The organism is Thermincola ferriacetica, from assembly GCF_001263415.1.
Taxonomy (GTDB): Bacteria; Bacillota; Thermincolia; order Thermincolales; family Thermincolaceae; genus Thermincola; species Thermincola ferriacetica.
Window position 1 is genome coordinate 93,430 of the sequence record NZ_LGTE01000003.1, and the last position, 17,134, is coordinate 110,563.

At 45.3% G+C, this 17,134-nt stretch carries 8 protein-coding genes; 1 reads left to right on the forward strand and 7 read right to left on the reverse strand.

The genetic code is table 11. The features are described from left to right. Positions 1-21 precede the first annotated feature (21 nt). Entirely contained in the window at positions 22-990 is a 969-nt protein-coding gene (locus Tfer_RS03465; RefSeq protein ID WP_052216897.1) for a 6-bladed beta-propeller, read from the reverse strand. A gap of 89 nt (positions 991-1,079) precedes the next feature. Beyond that, a complete protein-coding gene (locus tag Tfer_RS17075; RefSeq protein WP_282432049.1) occupies positions 1,080-1,214 on the reverse strand; it encodes a hypothetical protein in 135 nt (44 codons plus the stop codon). A gap of 210 nt (positions 1,215-1,424) precedes the next feature. Between Tfer_RS17075 and Tfer_RS03470 the strand changes: the two genes are divergently transcribed. Beyond that, positions 1,425-2,537 (forward strand): YkvI family membrane protein, encoded by a 1,113-nt coding sequence (locus Tfer_RS03470; RefSeq protein WP_052216898.1) that lies wholly within the window; start codon positions 1,425-1,427, stop codon positions 2,535-2,537. Between the two features lie 156 nt (positions 2,538-2,693). On the opposite strand, the gene Tfer_RS03475 is transcribed toward Tfer_RS03470, so the two are convergent. From Tfer_RS03475 to Tfer_RS03495, 5 genes are all read right to left on the reverse strand, one after another. Further along, the gene (locus Tfer_RS03475; RefSeq protein WP_052216899.1) at positions 2,694-3,161 is read right to left on the reverse strand and encodes a ribonuclease H-like YkuK family protein; all 468 of its coding nucleotides are present in this window, start codon (positions 3,159-3,161) and stop codon (positions 2,694-2,696) included. Positions 3,162-3,404: 243 nt separating this feature from the next. After that, a complete protein-coding gene (locus tag Tfer_RS03480; RefSeq protein ID WP_052216900.1) occupies positions 3,405-7,214 on the reverse strand; it encodes a PAS domain S-box protein in 3,810 nt (1,269 codons plus the stop codon). 488 nt (positions 7,215-7,702) lie between these two features. Further along, the gene (locus Tfer_RS03485; protein ID WP_052216901.1) at positions 7,703-10,291 is read right to left on the reverse strand and encodes an S-layer homology domain-containing protein; all 2,589 of its coding nucleotides are present in this window, start codon (positions 10,289-10,291) and stop codon (positions 7,703-7,705) included. After that, the gene (locus tag Tfer_RS03490; protein ID WP_052216902.1) at positions 10,288-13,290 is read right to left on the reverse strand and encodes a FlgD immunoglobulin-like domain containing protein; all 3,003 of its coding nucleotides are present in this window, start codon (positions 13,288-13,290) and stop codon (positions 10,288-10,290) included. Before Tfer_RS03490 ends, Tfer_RS03485 begins: the two co-directional genes overlap by 4 nt. A gap of 101 nt (positions 13,291-13,391) precedes the next feature. Continuing rightward, positions 13,392-17,060: a FlgD immunoglobulin-like domain containing protein gene (locus Tfer_RS03495; RefSeq protein ID WP_052216903.1), complete on the reverse strand. Its 3,669-nt coding sequence runs from the start codon at positions 17,058-17,060 to the stop codon at positions 13,392-13,394. Positions 17,061-17,134: the final 74 nt, after the last annotated feature.

A 17,134-nucleotide genomic window follows, 5' to 3' on the forward strand; every position in this document is an offset into this window, starting at 1 on the left:
TCCCCTCCAGACGAAGCCATGTTAACCAGGATAACCCCAAACAGCTACCCGGCCATCGCCTCTGTTGGCCACGTAAATCCTGCCGTCCTCATCTACCGTGATTCCCACGGGTAAATTTAACCCTTCTTCCGGATCTTCCGACTGACCAAAGGTAAACAATAATCTGCCCCGGCCGTCATAAACCAACACCCGGTTGGCAAAGGACTGGGTAACCATCAGACGGCCTAAATTATCCGCCGCCAGCCCTTTGACCATCCCTGTCGGTAAGACTCCTACGGGAACAGTAACCGAACGGACAACTTTTTTACCTGTTATCTTTTTAATCTGACATTGGCCTTCGTCCACCACCCAAAGGTGTCCGCCACTGTCCGCCTGAATTCCCTGGGGATGTGTAAGAGCGGCCTCAATTTCGCCCATGTATCTCCCTCCGGCATCAAAAACAACAATTCCATGCCGGGCCAGGTCCGATATGTAAACCTTACCGTCCTGCCCCAGGCACATTAAGCCGGGCTTAATCCCATAATCAGCCACGCCAATTGTCCGCAAATACCGGCCTTTGGCATCAAATTCCTGAACAGTAAAGTTTTCAGGATCGCTGACCCAGAGCCGCCCGTCGGAAAAAACCGCCAGGCCATATGGATAATTAAACTTGCCGGCTCCTTTGCCCCTTTCGCCGATGGAATAAAGGTAACGGCCTGAATTCTTATCGAAAACGCACACTCTATCGGTGCCCACGTCGGCAACATAAACCAATTCCTTTTCTTCTGATACGGCCACCGCCACCGGCTGTTCCAAGGCCGCTCTTTCCCCTCCGGTAAGGCTGTACAAATAAGACGGTCTGTCCCCTATGGCCCGGGGCAGGTGTAATAACACACATGAGTGACTGTCCCCAATCAGCCAGTCGGCAAAACCGGCCGCTAAAAGTGCCAGGAGTAAACCCAAGTATAGAGCAGGCTTTTTCAAAATATCTTTGCGCGATCCGGTGTCCACTGTCAGGTCACTTCTCTTCTTAATAATTGATTAATGTATTTGTAATCCTTTTTTTATATATTACGAAAGTGATTGGTTCTATAAGACCGTTAAAAACTCCTTCTATTTTCATTAATTTTTCCAATTTTTCTGAATAAAGTAGTGTCCATAATTCCCCGGCAAACGATTAAAACATCGTCGATTCTTCTCATATCAAAACCATGAGATATCAAACCCGCTGGCAAGCAGTTCCCCCTCCTTTCACAACAGAATATTCAAAGGCAGTTTGTTTTATGTCTGCACTGACGTTGTTAATGTTTTTTTACCCCATGCAAAAATAGGTTGCCTAAAAAAGGCAACCTGCTTAATTGAATCAACATCACATAAAATCCGGTATACTTTCAAAATCTAATTAAAAAACAGCGTCATTCCAAAAATTCAAGGTCGGTGATTGGATGAACCAGCATACAGAAAAAAAACTTTCTCCCTTTCTCATCGCGGCGACTTACATCGGAACAGTGGTTGGAGCCGGCTTTGCTTCGGGCCAGGAGGTCCTTCAGTTTTTTGGTTTCTTTGGGCCGGCCGGGATACTGGGCATGTTACTGACATCGGTTTTGTTTGCATTTTTTGGCAGAATTATTATGCAGATGGGCAAAGACTTACAGGCAAAATCCCACCTGCCGGTGATCCAAAAAGCCGGCGGCCTTTGGATAGGCCGGTTTATAGATTATACTATTACGTTCTTTCTGTTCGGAGCCGTAACTGCTATGGTAGCGGGGTCGGGAGCCATTTTTGAAGAACAGTTCGGTATTCCCAGCATTTGGGGTAACCTGGCAATGGCCGTTGCGACCATGATTACTGTATTGATTGGTTTCGGCGGTGTTGTTTCAGCCATCAGTTTTGTGGTCCCGCTCCTTTTAGCGGCCGTACTGGGTATCAGTATTTACACTTTAATTGGTTCGCCGGTAAGTTTATGGAGACATGCCGCCTCTATTGACAACAGAGCTGCTGTACCTTTCTGGCCCTTATCCGCTTTAATATACGTCTCTTATAACCTGGTTATGGCTATAGCAGTATTGTCCCCCCTGGGTATGCATGCTGAAAGCGATGTTGCTCTGGCCCGGGGCGCAAAATACGGTGGATATGGTTTGGGGTTAGGCGCCCTGGCCATTCTTTTGGCTTTACTGGCAAATTTACCTGAAGCAGCCCGTTACGATATACCCATGGCTTTTATTGCCGGCAAAATTTCGCCTATCATTAAAGGCGCCTACGCTCTTGTATTGTTGGCTGAAATTTATACTACCGCCGTAGGAAGCCTGTATGGCTTTTCAGCACGACTGGCGGACCCTGATTCTGCCAGAGCAAAATGGGTAACAATCGGCGCCGCCGCTACGTCGCTGTTGGCCAGCCGGTTCGGTTTCACCAACCTGGTCCGTTTTCTTTATCCCGTCGTAGGTTATGCCGGCCTGCTGCTGCTGGCCGGACTGGCATACAGTTATTTTAGAGAACGGTTATTTTATCTGGTTCCTGCACTCAGGAAAAGAGAATATAGGCAAAAAAACAAATAAAAAAGTACAAAAAAAGAGGCGCCCTGTGCGCCTCTTTGGGGGGTTCATCCCTTCCCCCGCCCGTTCATATAGCTAAAAGCTATCTTGTTTAAATTATACCATATCTGGTAAATCAGTCAAAGACTTTCACCCAGATATATTGTATACATTTCATCACTATTTGGTATACCGGTCCGCCACTTTACTGGCGCCGTAAGAATAGGGTTTTACCCTGGCCAGAAATCCGCTCATATTCACCATACCAACAACCTGCTGAATCAGTTCCTTGGTTTTACCCTTTGTTCCCACATCCAGGTGAATTTCAATGGTAAGTTCAGGGTTAATAGCAGATAACTTTTCCATCAACCGCGCGGCTATATCCAGACTTTCATTGGCTTCGGCAAAAATTCGCTGCTGCAAAGAATGATATGGCTTGTGATAAGTTCGCCGGTAATAGAATTTGGCACCTTTACCTGCGCGGTGAATAATGACCGCAGTAACAAAACAGGTTTTTTCGCCCTGTTGTGAATCAGTCCCAATAATTATCCGGTAGCTGTCTTTCGGGGACTGAACAGTGAAATTAATCAAATCGGTAACCATTTCCTCGAGGCTAATGGAACCCTTGGACGGACTAATGAAACGCATCCGGTTACCTCCGTTCTAAATTGAATTGTTTGTATATACTATATAGTATATCATAATTTGGGCAATTAATTGTTACCAAAAGTACAAATTTTAGTTTCCTACCGGACGCGCACTTTTTTAATATTTGGAAATGATGCTTTAAGGCAAAATTGTGGATAACCTCAAAGCATAATTTCGGATATCAACAAAAGTTTCCAGGAAATCTCGATAGAAACTTTTGTTTTTGCCATGGTTACGAATGCTTTAGCTAATCATTCTCTTGCCGTAAATCACCCGGTGGACAACTTTACTTAATTCCACCATTTTATAAGGTTTGGCGACAACGTCTATAAATCCATACTGCTGGTAATTTGCCATAATCGGGTCATTGGAGTAACCGCTGGAAACAATAGCCTTTATATTGGGATCATAATCCAGCAGCTTCGCAATGGCCTCTTTACCGCCCATGCCACCGGGTATAGTCAAATCCATGATTACTACATCGAAAGGGCGGCCTGCCTCTTTGGCCAGCCTGTATAATTTTATAGCCTCTGCTCCGTCTCTTGCTTCTTCCACATGATAGCCAAAATGGTTCAACATGCTGCGGACTACATAGCGAATGGTTTCTTCATCATCCATAATAAGTACCCGCCCTTTTCCTTGTAGCGGATAACTATGTATGTTCTTCTTGGAACAAACCTGTTTTGGGGAAGCCGGCAAGTAAATGTAAAACCTTGTTCCTTGTCCTGGTTCCGATTCAACCTCAATATGCCCGTTATGTTTTTTGATAATGGAATAGGCCGTTGCCAGGCCCAGTCCACTCCCTTTAGGTTTGGTAGTAAAATAGGGGTCAAAAATCCGGGGCAGATTTTCTTCAGGTATACCTATCCCCTGGTCATCTACAGTTACTTTAACATATCTTCCTTCGGCAAGGGAAATAAACTCACCGGTACCTATATAAACATTTTCCGCCTTTACCTTAAGTACCCCGCCCTCCGGCATAGCCTGTTTGGAGTTAATCACCAGGTTGTTGATAACCTGACTGATTTGCCCTTCATCGACTTTTACCGCCCACAAATCCGGCGGCATGGAAAATTCGCACTTCACGTTGGAACCCCGCAAAACAAAACTTACCGTATCTCTTATGAGCTGTTTTATCGAAGCCGTTGTCAATATGGGAGCGCCACCCTTGGCAAAGGTGAGCAACTGTTTCGTCAAATCTTTAGCCTGCATGGTCACCTTTTCCATTTCTTCCAGTTGAGCATATGCCTCTGAATCAGGCGGCGTGAGCATCTGAACCAGGGAAATGTTACCAAGAATCACCGTCAGGATGTTATTAAAATCGTGGGCGATACCTCCGGCAAGAATACCCAGGGATTCGAGCTTCTCTACCTTAAGGAATTCCTCTTCAATTTTTCTCTGGTCGGTAACATCTCTGATAACCAGCACGACCCCGACAATTTGACCGCTGTCGGTACAAATAGGCCTTGCGCTGTCCACAATAATTCTCTCTGTTCCGTTCCTGTTCACAAGTATCTTTTGTTCTGTAAAAGTAATACCCTGTCCGCTGTCTAATACCTTAGTTCCGGCATCGGCGCACCTTTCTCCTGTTTTCTCGTTTCTAACGTTAACTACTTCCGTCAATAATTTCCCGATGGCCTCTTCCTGACTCCATCCTGTCAGGTTTTCAGCCACCAGGTTCATGAGTACGATTTTCCCTTTACTGTCAGCCGTAATTACTCCCTCATCGATACTGCGCAGGGTTACCGCCAGCCGCTCCCTTTCTGTAGCCAGAGCGCCCTCCGTCTCTTTACGCTGGGTAATGTCCCTAATAATCATCTGGATAGCCGGTTTTCCTTTAAAAGTATAAGGTATCAATGAAAGTTCCACATCTATGACGGCCCCGTCAACCCGCAGAAATTTTTCTTCCGTTACAGGTTTGACTGAACCCTTTTCACCGGTTTGAATCTTTTCCTGAACAGCCTCCCTATGATCGGGGTGGACCAAATCAAGTATAGGTCTGCCGATTAATTCTTCAGGGTCGGAGACACCAAACAGCGTTGCACCTGCCCGGTTAATAAATACGATGTTGCCGTCCATAATTACGGAAATAGTATTCGGGAAAAATTCCACCAGACGGCGGTAGCGCTCTTCACTTTCCCTTAATGCCTTCTCATCTTCTTTTTGCTTCGTTATGTCCCGGCCTATGCCGATCATGGCGGGCTGCCCCTGCCAGTATACCTTGGTAAGAGTCAGATCCATGACCTTTACTTTTCCATTCACCCAGTATTCCGTTTCAACGGTACCACCATTAACCCAATAAGGTCTTTGCTGTTTTAGCATGCCCTCCCGGCCCGGGGGTACAGTATTTTTGACATTCATGGTCAAAAATTTTTTTCTGTCGCATTCCAAAAATTTTAATGCTTCTTCATTGCAGTCTATGTAATTTCCTTTTTTGTCAATGACGATAATGGGGTTCTGGGACTTTTCAAATAAGGTCCGATACATGGCTTCTCGTTCTTCAAGAGCTTGCACCGCCAGGTGCCGTTCGGTTATATCCTGAATTTGAGAAACAAAGTAAGAAGGATTTCCCTCGTTATCCCTGACCAGGGTAGCGCTGAGCAGACAATGGACCACTCGGCCGGACTTATGTATATACTTTTTTTCTGTCCAGTAGTTGGCAAGTTCGCCCTTTTCCATCTGAAACCGCTTACTGACGGCTACATCCAGGTCTTCGGGGTGAGTGATGTCCTGAAATCTCATGGACAACATTTCCTGTTCCGTATAACCAAGTATTTCACACAGGGATTTATTGACTTTTAAAAAACCTCCGTCCAAAGAAACCAGGGCCATGCCAATCGGGGCATAGTTAAATGCCTGCCTGAACCTTTCCTCGCTGGCCTGCAGTAATGCCTCGGCCCGTTTGCGGTCAGTAATATCGCGGACAACACCCATATTGCGACCGCCCCCCAGAGATACGGCATGGATTTCGACAGTAATTTCCGTGCCATCTTTTCTGCGGGCGGTAATCTCGCCTTTACTCTCACCTGTTTCCATCAACTTTTTAAAGTGTTCAAAGCCGTCAGTCTGACCGGAAGCTATTATGTCCGCTATAGTCATATGGAGCATTTCATCCTCAGTATAACCCAGCATGGCACAACCTGCCGGGTTTACTTCCAGGTACCTTCCCTCATTATCAACAATGTGTATACCATCTATAGACTGGTTAATGTATGATTTAAACTTGGCTTCGCTTTTGCGCAAAGCTTCTTCAGCTTTTTTCCGCTCCGTTATATCCTGAAGTTGCATGACAAAATACAACGGCTGTCCCTGGTTGTTTCGTACGAGAGTGGCATTGGTCAGGGCCATAACAACCTGCCCCAATTTATGGATGCACCGTTTTTCTATTTGATAAGTGCTTCTTTCTCCGGCAATTAGCTGCTGCATAAAGTTTTCTTCTACCGGCATATCATTGGCATGGGTTATGTCTTTTAAGGCCAAACTTAACAATTCAACTTTTGGAAACCCCAGCATCTCGCAAAGGGAATTGTTGACTTTGAGAAAATATCCTTCAAGGGACACCAGCGCCATACCTATAGGGGCATATTCAAAGGCACATTTAAATTTTTCTTCACTGGCCTGCAGCGCTTCTTCGGCCCATTTTTGCCAGGTTACATCTTGAAAATAAATCAGCAGTCCTGCCCCGGAAGGAACAGCCCGTACAGAAAACCAAAGATTGCAAGGTTTATGATATATTTCAAATTGAACTGAAATCTGTTTATTCTTGGCTGCATAAAGTTCCTTGTAAAAATTGGAATCAGCAGTTTCCGAAAAGATTTCCCATAAATTTTTACCAATTATCGCTGACCTCGGTTGCTGCAAAATTTGCTCGGCCGCCTTGTTAACACTTACAAATTTCCAGTCATTATCCAATGATAAAAAGGCCTGCGGTATGTTTTCAAAAAACCTGGCGAATAATTTGTTAAGCCTCTTCCAAGTTGCGATATCATGGGTAAGATGCAGCCTTTTTTGTTCCCTTGTAAGGTTTGTGGTACTGGTTAACTTATCAGTCATAATTTCCCCTCCCACTCTACAAAGCCAACCTCATTAAAACCGAAATAACCCGTTACTCTCGACCAATCTTTTTTGTATCAGACCCCTCCTTTTCAGCCCGAATCAGTAATAATTATGGTATTAATTCTTTCTTTCTCAATTATCTTCCTTTATATTTAACAATAAATCGTTCACCAAATTCCTTTGTTTTTCGACACCTGCATCGAAATCCCGGGCAAAATTAGTATAATAGAAAACCGTGTCCCAAAATGAAACACGGTATAGGAATACTTCCCAGTTAAGGAACTCCCAGAGGTCTTACCTGTACATGTTTAAAGCTAACCTTAGTTGTAAATAATTTCTAGTCACGAACCGGTTAACGGATTATTATCAGTATGGTCTTCTTTACTGTGGAACGAAATAATACAAGTGCGGCCGTTCTTGTTGATCTAACCATGTTACTTTCAATGATTTAATCACGTCCCATTTTCCCACCTGAGGTTTTGCCCTTATATGAAACCTGTGCCCAACAATTTGTTTATCATTATGGCCGACTCTGCTCTGGTGATATAATTACCGGGAGCAAAGTAACCGTTTATATAACCGGCTATTATCCCGTTTCGGGCGGCCAGCGCCACAAAAACCTTAGCCCATGGGCTAATCTCCGACTTATCTTTAAATCGGGCCAAAATTTTTTCGCTGTCTATATCGGCAGTGGAAACACCGGCGAATTTCAAGGCCCTCACCATGATAGCCGCTGCTTCCTCTCTTCTGATATATCTGTCAGGCCGGAAAGTTCCGTCCGCATACCCGTTAATCAAACCGGCATTAACAGCAGCGTTAACTGGACCGGAGTACCACGCAGCGCCCTTAATATCCTTAAAATAACTCCAGGTATCTTCTGGTTTTAATCCCAATGCCTTTACCAGCATCGTTGTAAATTGGGCCCTGGTAACTTTATTATTCGGAGCATATGTATTTGGTTTTATTCCCTTGACGATCAATTTGGCCGCTAAATCATTGATATCATTTTCGGCCCAGTGGTTTTGCAAATCCTTAAACCTGGGAATGTTTTCTACAGCGGTGTAAATGCCTGTGTACCTGCTTTTGATTACAGCGGCGGAACGGCCTCCGTCTACCCTGAACCGGGAAGGTACGGGCAATAAAGCATTGTTGTAAATCGATACTCCACCAACGTATCTGTTATTGACGGTTTGAGATAAATAGATGATAAGACTGGCATACCTGTTTAAATTCCCTACTGTAATTCGCTTATCACCGGCCGATGCCTCTATCTTAAATTCAATCGGATATGATAACATTTTCAGCTTATCTTTATTGGTTAATCTGCCTATTAAGTTGACATCTCCCGCCTCGGCATTTTCGACGGTAATTTTTACCTCTAGCTCACCGTTTTGGCCGTCAAGATATCTCCCTATACTTTGTTCGATATCTGGGGCAGACAATACAATGGCCCCTCTAGTCGTACGTACTTCGACCAGCGCGCCTTTTCCGGAGAGTTTATTTAACAACCCACCTTTAAAATACACATTTACGGAGTCCGCTTCCACTACTACCGGAATCAATGCAACCCGCACATTGGAATAACCTTCAATTATTTTCAGGGCAACCTTTTCATCAACCTGCGCATTGACGGTGAACCGGTCATTAATTATGGAGAAACTGCTGGTTACCGCGTCGGATAAATCTACTTTCTCTGTGACAGCCCCCTCCCGGGGAACCCCTTCAGTAACAAAGCTCAACGAATATGACTGCAACAATGGTTTCCCCGCCGTATCGACTACCGCACCCTCAGGAACGGTAACAGTATATTTGGTACCGTAAGCCAATTTCACCGAAGGAATAATGGTCAGAGTATCACCTGTCAATTGAGTTGTAAACTGCAGCTTTCTATCCTCCACCGTGAAAATAATATTATCAAAAGAACTGCCTTTACGTACCAAATCATTAAAAACAACAGAAATCTTTGTATCCACGGGTACCTGTTCGGCCTCCGGCTCCGGAATGCTCGCAGACACCGCTAGGCACGGGTAAAAATCAAATATCCCTCTTCCTTCACGGGTCTTTCCGTAACTGTCGGTGGCCTTAATCACCATAATGTAAGTACCTTCGGCTACGTAATTTCCGGCAGTATCTTTTCCATCCCACGACACCGAATTATACCCTGCCCTCTTTTGTTGTTTATTAATTATTGTCCGGACAAGGGTACCTCCTTGATATACCGCAACTGAAACCTGCGCATCTTCACTTAATATATATCTTGCAGTTAACTGCCTACTTTTATTTAAGTGAAAGGGATTGGGATAGATAGTGAAATCCTTTATAAAAGGAATTTCTTTTTCCACATTGACATTTATTTTAAATGTGGTGTTAAAGGCCGGTACTGTCGGGTTCTCAGCATAAATCCGGCAAGTATAAGTACCGTCGGCGGCAACAGTACCGTCATCCAGCCTACCATCCCATGTGGTACTGTATGTGCCTGCATCTTTCTCCTCTTCAGAAATTAATGTCTTGACCGGAAGGTAGTTTTTGAGGATACTTATTGTAATTTTGGCTTTGTCTGTCAGCGTATAATTAATCATCATTCTCTCTCCGTCCAGGGGGTTGAAGGGGCCCGTCACGCCGGTTACCTCAGCGATTTTGGGAGGTCGGGCAGCTAACACAATTTTTTCCCGCGACCCCAGAGTTATACCGTCTTTACCTTTCGCTGTAATAACAAATTTATAATAGCCGTCACCAACTAACTCGTTATTGACATTTTTTCCGTTCCAGGCCTGGAAGTTGGCTCCGGCATAACGATAGACATTGTCCAGAATAGTTTGCACCTTATGCCCTGTTTCACCCAGGTTGCTGGATTCGTAGACATCAATAGTGATATAGGCTCCTTGCGACAAAGTATACTGAAGATACGCGCCGGAACCAAGTCTTATAGGGTCAGGCCCTATGTCTAAAGGGCCAATTACCATTGAACCCTCGGCCTCAGCCGCTTTGGCATAAAGCATACTAACCAATGCTGCCGTAAGAGCCACAGCAACTAGGAAGGTGGCTAATCCGGAAGGCAGCCTGCCCGACTTCATCTCTTAACACCCCCGTTTTGTACGGAAAATGTCTTTTTACTTTCCGATACTTTTCCGTATTTATCCACTGCGGTAATTTCAACAGTATAATTTCCTGCGCTGACATACTTGCCGTTACTTCCTTTTCCGTCCCACCAGGCGCTGTTCGGACCCGCCCTTCTGGCAGCATCATTGTCAAAAACTTTTATCACATTGTTCTTATTGTCAAGTATTTTTAAGGTTACATCAGCATCTTCACTGAGGGTATAGATTATGTTTAACCATACACCGATAGGCAGTGGATCAGGCCCAACAGTAAAGTCTTTTATAACGGGGGGACCTTTTTCAACAACAATGTTTCTCCTGACCGTTGTTTTAAAAGAAGGTTCAATGGGGTTGACGGCCTCAATCTGATAAACGTATGTACCATCTTCCACCAAATTGCCGCTGCTGTCTTTTCCGTCCCAGTAAACAGTATTTTTACCGGCAGACTTAAGGGAATCAGCGATCAGGGTGACTACCGGAGCATAATTTTTTAGGATGGTCACCGTAATAAGGGCATCACAGGACAGCTCAAATTGGCTAGTCCTACCCCCGTTCAGGGGGTTAAACAATTCCTGCCCATCACTTACCTCGGTGATGATAGGCACTCGGGCAGCAACCTGCACCTTTTCTGCCTTCCCGATAAGCTTTCCCTCTTTGTCTCTGGCTTCCACCACAAGCTTATACTTACCGTCGGCAACCAGATTGCCGTCTTCATCCTTGCCATCCCATACCAGGAACTGGAGACCGGCCGTTTTAAAAACATCCCTGGCAAGGGTGCGTATACAGTAACCGTTAGCGTTATATATCTTCACGGTCACGCAACCATCCACAGTCAGTTTATAAGATATACTAATCCCCGCTCCGATTCTAATCCGATCAGGCAGTGTTAACCCGGTGACCCGGTTGTCGTTATAAATTACCCGGCGGATTATCGTCGCCATATTTCCCGCCTTGTCCCGGGCAGTAATAAACAACCTATTACTGTACACAGCAAGGTCCACAACTTTACTAAAGTTCCTCTCACTGTCAAGCGGAACCTCAGACCAGTTAACATTTACGGTACTTTCCGGCTCAGCGTACCCGGTAACTATCACCATATCATTACCTGTCTCCGTTTCTTCTGTTGGACTGGTTACAAACAGTTCGGGAGGTGTATGATCATAAACTACGGTCCGGGAACAGGTCTGGGCGTTGCCGGCATTATCAATAACTGAAACCGCCAGTAAATTTTTACCGGGGTTCAGGTTAATGAGACTTCTAAAATTGCCCTGGTTGTCCGTTTTGGCAACTCTTCCATTAACCTTCACTATACAGCCTGGTTCAGCATAACCGGCTACAGCCAGGGGACTTTTGTTTGTGAGTAAATTGTCAACGGGCGCTATCACATCAAAATCAGGTGCATACTTGTCATAAATGACAGTACGTTGCAAACTGGCTCTGTTGCCCTTTTGATCAGTAGCTGTGACCGTAATCGTATTGTTACCGGGGGACAAATAAACAGCATCAGAGACGAAACTGCCTGTAGGCTTGAGGTACACCGGTTTATTATTGACAGTGACAGAACTTCCGGCCTGAGCCTTTCCGAAAACAAAGACATAATTTTTGTTCGTTTTAAAATTATCAATAGGGGAATCAACCTGAAAAGCAGAGGTGATCAACTCTGCTTTTCTTAACATTCTGGTGATCATAACAACGGCTTCTGCCCTCGTACAGGGTTTTTCTAGGCTTAGCAGTCCCTCACTGTTACCGGTAATGATGTGGCTTTTTATTGCTATGGCTGTCAACTGCTTAACCCACGGTCTGACGGTACTTTTGTCTTTAAACGGGGCCAGCAGCCCAGCCGTCTCTGTCAGAGTGACAGTATTTTTTTTATTCAGCATATCCAGGGTTGAGGACAGCATTATAACTGCCTGTTCCCTTGTTACAAAGACGTTCGGTTTAAAGGTTCCGTCTTTATAACCTTTGATTATGCCTGCTTCTGCCGCAGCTCCAACTGTACCGGCATACCAGTCGCTCGCCCTGATATCGCGAAATGTTTTTGCCGCCAGCTTAGGTTCTAAACCCAAGGCCCTGGTTAACATGGCCGTAAATTGGGCCCGTGTAATTTTGCTGTCAGGGGCAAAGCTGTTGTTATTAACACCTGCGATGACCATTTTTGACGCCAGTAGGCTAATTTCATCCTGCCCCCAATGAAGCAGTGTATCCTCGAAATTCTTTTCATTGTCAATAACTGTGTAAACCCCGTTCGCCTGGTGTTTGATAATTGCTGTTACCCGGCCATTGGAATCTTCTGTAAATTGGGTCGGGACCGGTATGAGCCTGCCCTGACCGGTTAACGCTGCGCCCGTTGTCCTGTTAATATCTATTGGCGTTTCAACAGTCATGGTACGGGTAATAAAACTCTTGAACTTTTTAATTTCAACAGACCTTTCGCCAGCAACCGCTTCGACCTTAAACTCAACAGGTTTAACCACTTGGCGCAGCATGTTTTCCTCGGTAAATGTTCTGATATAACCTTCCTGCTCGGCATCGACTTTACCAATAATAATGTTTATACAAAACAGATTTTCAGGTACAGCCAACTCTTTGGCAAGGGCAGCAACCGGAATTTCCGAAGCTGGAAGTAAATAGGTGCTGTGTAATGCCGCCACTTCTATCTTGATATTTCTACCGGCTAAAGCCCTTAAAGTCTCACTTGCCAACTGTACCGTAATTGTAGAAGAAGTATTATTTATGGGAATGAGCACATTGGAAGCAACTTGGTCCTGGTTTAGCCGGTCCAGCAAATTTTTTTCGTCAATTTTCACTAAGTTAACAGTTTGTCCACTAATTTGGGAAGAAGAGATATCTACAATCCTTGCAATAATTTTGCCTGTACCTGCTTCTGCCAACCGGAGATTGCATACCGAAAATACGGACAAGAAAATAATGGCTAAACAGATGCAAAACCAATATGAACGCAGTTGTTGTAACATATCTTCTTACCCCTTCCTTAAACTCATGACAATATAAAAACCTGACAAGGATTATAGTGTAAAAAGGGGAGCAGCAACAAAGCCACTCCCCTTTTCCGCCACTATTTATAGATTACCTCTATCCTGTAGCCGGCAGGCAGCGCCTGATCAGAAGCATTATGAGTGGCTCCGCCATAAAACCAGATCATTACCTTATGTTTATCCTTTCTAAAGGTTACATTAAAGAAGTTTGCTCCCGGCATCGGCGCTTCGGAGGCCAGGGTCCAACCTTGGGCCGCCAGTTCAGTTTTATAGAAGTTCCAAACGGTATCCCCTATATGGTCTGGACGACGGTTGGAAATAACCACTTTGCCACCAACCAGGAATTCATCGGGCATCCAGGACTCCCCCGCCCACAGCGAAGCATCCTGCGGTTGGGTCCACTGGGTATAGACAACGTCGCCAACGGTTTTGCGGTAAAGGGGGATGTCTGCCGGAACCGTCTCTGCAAACATTATGTTATGAGCCTCACGGTGACAGGCTGCGCACTGTCTATTACCGGTACTGAGAGCTCCTACTACAGCAGGCTGAGTACTGGCGTGGCAGGTATCACAGGTCCAGGATTTTGCCTGCCCTGTTACAGGATCGGTTTGTGTTTTCGGGTTATTTAAGTGTTCTTGGGTCAGGCTGTTAATATGGCAGGTGGTACAATTGGCATCTAGCGCTGTCGTAACGTGCATTTCTTCATGGCCTGATGTCGGGCCATGGCAGGCGGAACAATTGGTTTGCCGATTGTAAATGGCTTGTTGTACAGTCTCCTTGGTACTCTGGTGACAGGTGTTACAATCATAGGGTACCAGCGTCACGGGGTCCGCATATTTGGGGTGTTCAACAGTCAAATTCCGGTCATGGCATTTTTCACAGTCGGCGCTCACATCGGCCGTATGAATCACATTAATATCCCCGTGTGCAGGAATCTTATAACTGTAGGTAGGATTGTGGCAGAATTCACATTCATATTTTTCCAGAACAGAACCGTCACTATGAGTCTGCCATGTCGGGTGGCAGAAAGCGCAATCCTGAAGGGGTTCATTGTCACCGTGGCAGCCAAAACAGTTGTTCATGGGATGAACAACCGGATACCCCGCATGGCATTGCTTACAATTGTTAGGCTCAGACGGCGGCAATGGAGGCCCGATAAGTTCTCCGGTCACCTCAACAGCGCCGGAGGCCTGAGCAGCCTTATAGTACCCTATGACAGAAGATGCATCTATTGTATATTTAAGAGTACCTGTTACCAGCCGACCGTTTTCGTAGACATTCAAAACAACGGAATCTGCACCTGCCGATATCTTTTCATAAGAACGCAGGGTCTTCCAAACCTGGTTATTGGCATCGAAAACCTTTAATGTCACATAGGAATCCTCAGATACATTATAAGAAATGGTTGTCGTGGTTTGGCCTGTAGACAAATCAATTGTTTGTGGGGTTGCCTTAACATTGGTGATTTGGGGTGGCACTGCTGCCTGGAAAGCCAGTTCCGAGGAGCCTGCTTTACCGAAACTGTCAGTAGCGCTTATTTTAATGATATAGTCCCCGGTTAAAACTAAATTACCCCCATTGTCCCTGGTATCCCAGGTTAAGGAGTAGTAGCCTCCTGCAGTTTTTGTCTCTGACGGGAAGTCACGGACTACTTGCAGGGTTTCCGATTTTAATATTTGGGCACTAACGGTGGCCGGTTCACTCAGGGTATACCTGAAAGTAGCCTGATAACCTACCTTGGCCACAGTGGGGGCTACTATTATGTCATTGATGGCCGGCGCCCCGGATTCTACCGTGACAGTTCCCTTATAAATGCTCCTGAATGTCTCAACCATAGGGCTTACTGCTTCTATCTGGTATGTATAGAACCCATCCTTAACAGGTTGACCGCTATTGTCTTTTCCGTCCCAGGTAATAGTCCGGGAGCCAAATGGTACATTTTTTTCGGAAATAGTCCTTACCGGAAGGGAACCATTCATAATAGTAACAGTTATGTTAGCGTCACTGGACAAATCAAACTTAAAAGTGGCACTGCCCTGCGCCGGGTCATATGGCTCCGGCGTATGGGTTGCATTGCTGATAACCGGCAAATATCCGGCCGTTACAGTACCACTGACTTGACCGGTAAGACCGGTACTGTCAACAGCGCTGACAGTTACGGTATAAATTCCTTCGTCAACAAAGTTGTTGGCCTCATTTTTACCGTCCCAGGAAACTCCGTTACTACCGGCATTCTGGGATTTAGCGGTGATAATTTTCCTGACCAGTAAGTCTCCTTGATAGACATTTACGGATACCATAGCATTTTCACTTAAGTTGTACCTTATGGAAAGAACACCGGCAGCGCCCAATTTGTATGGCTCGGGACTCAATGTAAGGTCAGTTATTTTGGGTGCGCCTTTCTCCACTGTAACCGTTCCTTTGGCCGTGCTGCAGAAGGTATCCACCACTGCGCTCTGCGCCTTTATCTGGTAAATGTAAGAACCGTCAGCCACAACGTTTCCGTTATCGTCTTTACCATCCCATATAACGGAATTGACACCGGAGCCCCTTTGCTGCTTATCAACGATTGTCCTCACCGGCACACTGCCGTTCAGTATTTGCGCAGTTACCAATGCATCGTTAGACAAAGTATAGGAAACAGTAGCCTGATTATTTGTCGGGCCAGTGGGGTCAAAAACAACCGGGGCAACGGAAAGGTTGCTGATAGTCGGTTGAAAACCTGCCTTAAAGTTTACTGTCCGGTCCCCGGAAGATTTGCCGGAATTATCTACTGCATTAATAACAACCGAGTAAGAGCCTTCAGGTATATAATTAGTATTATCAAATTTTCCATCCCAGGAACTGCTGTTGTAGCCAGCCTTTTTGGGGGCATTTTCCAAAATAGTCTTGACAACATTTCCGCCGCTATCGTAAACCTTCATGGTAACGGCAGCATCTTCGCTCAACGTATACCTTATGCTCATGGTGGAACCCGCAATTTTAAACAGGTCAGAACTAAGAGAAAAATCAGTCACCTTGGGCGGATCTTTCTCTACAGTCACATAAGCCCTATAGGCGCTGTTGAAACTGCTGACCAAAGGACTTTCAGCATAAATCTGGTACATATAAGTCCCATCGGCAGCGAAACTGCCATCGCCCAGTTTACCGTCCCAGGTTACGCTGTAAGTCCCGGCGTCTTGCGTCACGTTACTGGCGATAGTCCTGACCGGCACATAATTCTTGAGAATAGATATAGTAACTTTGGCATTACTGGTTAACGTATAATTTAGGGCCCACTGTTGACCAGCGCTTGGATTAAAAGGATCCGGGTCGTCAGTTACCCCGGTAATACCAGGGCTACGGGCAGCCAGTACAGTCTTTTCTGCCGAGCCAATGGTCGCGCCGCCGGCGTCCTTTGCTGTAACCACGATTTTATAATTACCGTCGGGAACCAGGACATTGTTGGCATCCTTTCCATCCCAGGTCTGGTAGTTGGTTCCGGCATACTTATACACATTGTTTAAAACCGTCCGTACCTTCTCCCCCGATTCTTTAAACACGTCGATAGTCACATAAGAATTTTCACCCAAGGTATATACGATATTGGCATTAGACCCTAGTTTAATCGGGTCAGGACTGATAGACAGCGAAATCTCCCCCACAGCCGTAGCAATGGAAATGCCGGCTATGGCCACAAGTACAGCAAGAACCAATATTACTACTTTTTTTGAACCATTGTTTCCTACTTTGCCAATTAATTGAATCATAACTTTAACCTCCTCCCCCTTTCCTCAAATTTTGCACTGCATAATACCTCCTTTCATTTCGTTCTATAGCAGTT